Raw genomic sequence first — 2,783 nt, forward strand, 5'->3', positions numbered from 1 at the left:
CGCCATCGCTGACACGGATGACAGCGTAAACGCGGTCTATATCGATGTGTCCAGTTACAGTCAGAGAATGGCAGCCGCTATCTTCGTCAAACACAAACCAATATTCTTTGGCGGTCCAACCAACTATGGCCCCGAAACAACGCCCAGAGCACTTCCGGAAGGGAATATAGCAGTGCTTCGTGAAGCCTGCAGATCGCACCATGCCGCTCGTTCCTACGAGGTAGTCAACCTTCCCGCATCGCAGATCAAGACACGAAAAATTCCATTGCCCTTGACTGTGTCGTATGCTGGCGAGGACAATAAATGCCTGCAGATCAGTGGTTTCTCCAGCGTTGAAGCTTGGGGGCGATGGACAGATGGAAACTCGGCATCGATCGGGGCGCTATGCGAGTGCGACCTTTCCAAACAGAAAATCAAAATGGTCCTTAAGGCCGGCACGTACTTGATACCGGGGAAACTCGACCGGCAACGCGCAATCTTCCGCATAAATGGGTCTGCGCCTCAAGAACGGGTATTGAATTCAATGGACATAAACGACATCGAATTGGACGTGCCGCCGGCGGATGAAAACCCAAGTCTTCTCGACATCAAAATCGAACTTCCCGACGCCGCTTCTCCCACGATAGCCGGTGCGGCGGATCCACGCGTTCTGGGTCTGTCAATTGCCAGCATTACCCTACTTGAAGGAAATTAACTTAGAGCCTAGTTGCCCCAAGCCTCACCTTCAGGCCTCTGGCCAACCGCCATAGTGGTCGATGATATCGAGCTCGGCAAAGGGGTAGTTGCAGCAACTACAGAGTGGCGCGGTGTCGACAATCGCTGCATTGTCCCACTCAGCAGCTTCGCAGAGCCGAGCCCGACGGAAGGCGATAAGGATCCCGATTGCAGACAGCATCGAAACTTCTGGTTCGAACTTGATAAGAGTCGGCCACTTGCCCCTCCTTTGCTGGGCTATGGACGCCCTGGCGTGCAGCGCGGACGATCCGTGACGGCATTCAGGATTTTGAGGTCTATGCACTCCTGACCACCGCCCCGAACGATGTCGCTCGATCGATCCATGAAAAACCCATACCCGTCGTCTTGACCAACGCCGAAGAGATCGAGATGTGGCAGAAAGCGCCCTGGCCAGAGGCCAAAGCGCTGCAACGCCCCCTACCAGACGATTGTAAGCGGTGTCCCGTTCACACCTTGGCTGAATAATTCCAAATGCGTAGAGTATCGACTACCTTATACCATCGCCGAACTTGCCAAGTTGTAGATCTGTGCGATGAGATTACCTAGTGACTAGAATCCCCCTCGCCTATCTAGCCGCTTGATACTCCGACAAAGAAAATGCGCCCATATGAAAGATTTTCGACCACTACGTATTCTGATTGCGAATATCTGCCTGGACGGGCGAACCGGGACAGAAATTCTCACGCGAGAGATTGCACTTGCTTTACAGCAATGTGGCCACAGTCCCGTCGTGTATGCACAGCATCTTGGGCCAATCGCTGACGAGATTCGATCGAAGGGTATCCCGGTCACTGATGATATTCGGACTATCACTGGCGAGATCGACCTTATTCACGGACATCACAACTCTGTCACAGCTACCGCAATAGCGCGCTTTCCGGGTTCACCGGCAATCTTCTTTGCGCACGATTTTGTCAATTGGCACAGCGTGCCTCCGCATCTACCCGCAATACGACGCTATGTTGCGGTTGACGAAACGGTGGCTGATCTCCTTCGCTATCAAAGCGGTGTCCCACTGGAAAAGCTTCGGGTCCTACTGAACCCGGTTGATCTCAAGCGCTTCTACCAGGGCCCAGACTTGCCGGCACGCCCCAAGCGTGCACTGGCTTTCGCCAAGAACGATCAACATCTGGCCGCAGTGAAAGACGCCTGCATGGCGCGCGAGATCGAAGTCGACTTCATCGGCAGCGCGGTAGGAAGGGTGATCGACGAACCGGAGAACCTTTTCCCCAAATATGACTTGGTGTTTGCCTCAGCCTTGAGCGCTATCGAGGCTATGGCTTGCGGTCGAGCAGTCGTAGTATGCGACGGTCGAGGGTTGGCCGGACTGGTACGACCTCAGAACTGGCAAACTTGGAGGCGGTTCAACTTTGGACTTCGTACGCTACAGCGCGAGCTAACGACCGAGGCCCTCGTGGAGGAGATCGCCCTTTACGACCCAGCCGAAGCTCGCGCTGTGACCGAACGCACGCGGGCAGCGGCAAGCCTTAAAGATTGGGTGCATGAGTGCCAGTTGATCTACGCGGATGTGGTGGACGAGCATCGCAGTTTGCCTCCCTCCCCCATACAGGCCAGCTCAGCTATGGCCACTCATTTACAAACCTGGTTACCACGCCAGGGAGCAGCTTGGCCTTGGATGAGAGAGCGAGATGAACTCATCGCTCAGGTTAGCAGATTCCGAAGCGGCCTATCGCCTATTCAAGCGGGCCGTCTGTACAATTTGGGTCACGCAGCAAACCCTGAGCAGTGGTTTCGCCTCAACGGATTCTCGTATATTGAACCATGGGGAGTCTGGACAATTGGCGAGCTGGCCAGCATCGAAATGCGCATGTTGCCGAACGATGTTCCGCAGACACTCGAAATAACGTTGATGGCCTTCGTCAACGAGAAGCACCCGACGATAACGGTTGATCTATTCATAAACGGGAGCTTCGCATCAAAACGGCAGTTTCAGCACACGCCTGCGTCCACCTCACAAATCACGGGCCCCATTGTGCAGTGGAGCGTGCCGATAGCGAGCAAATATATGGTAGAAGGCCCCATCTGGC

Annotated in this window: 2 protein-coding genes and 1 pseudogene; all 3 read left to right on the forward strand. The window is 54.6% G+C overall.

Annotated elements, in window-relative coordinates:
• Nucleotides 1-694, forward strand: a 694-nt coding sequence (locus tag AC1DUU_RS28445) for a DUF7024 domain-containing protein (protein WP_476786685.1), incomplete at its 5' end; no start/stop codon positions are given.
• Nucleotides 695-951: 257 nt separating this feature from the next.
• Nucleotides 952-1,200 (forward strand): annotated as a pseudogene (locus AC1DUU_RS28450) (hypothetical protein); the annotation flags it as partial.
• Between the two features lie 142 nt (nucleotides 1,201-1,342).
• Nucleotides 1,343-2,783 (forward strand): glycosyltransferase (locus AC1DUU_RS28455; RefSeq protein ID WP_476786686.1); only part of this gene is annotated, 1,441 nt, incomplete at its 3' end.

It is taken from the genome of Aminobacter sp. P4_H6_2 (genome assembly GCF_056400805.1).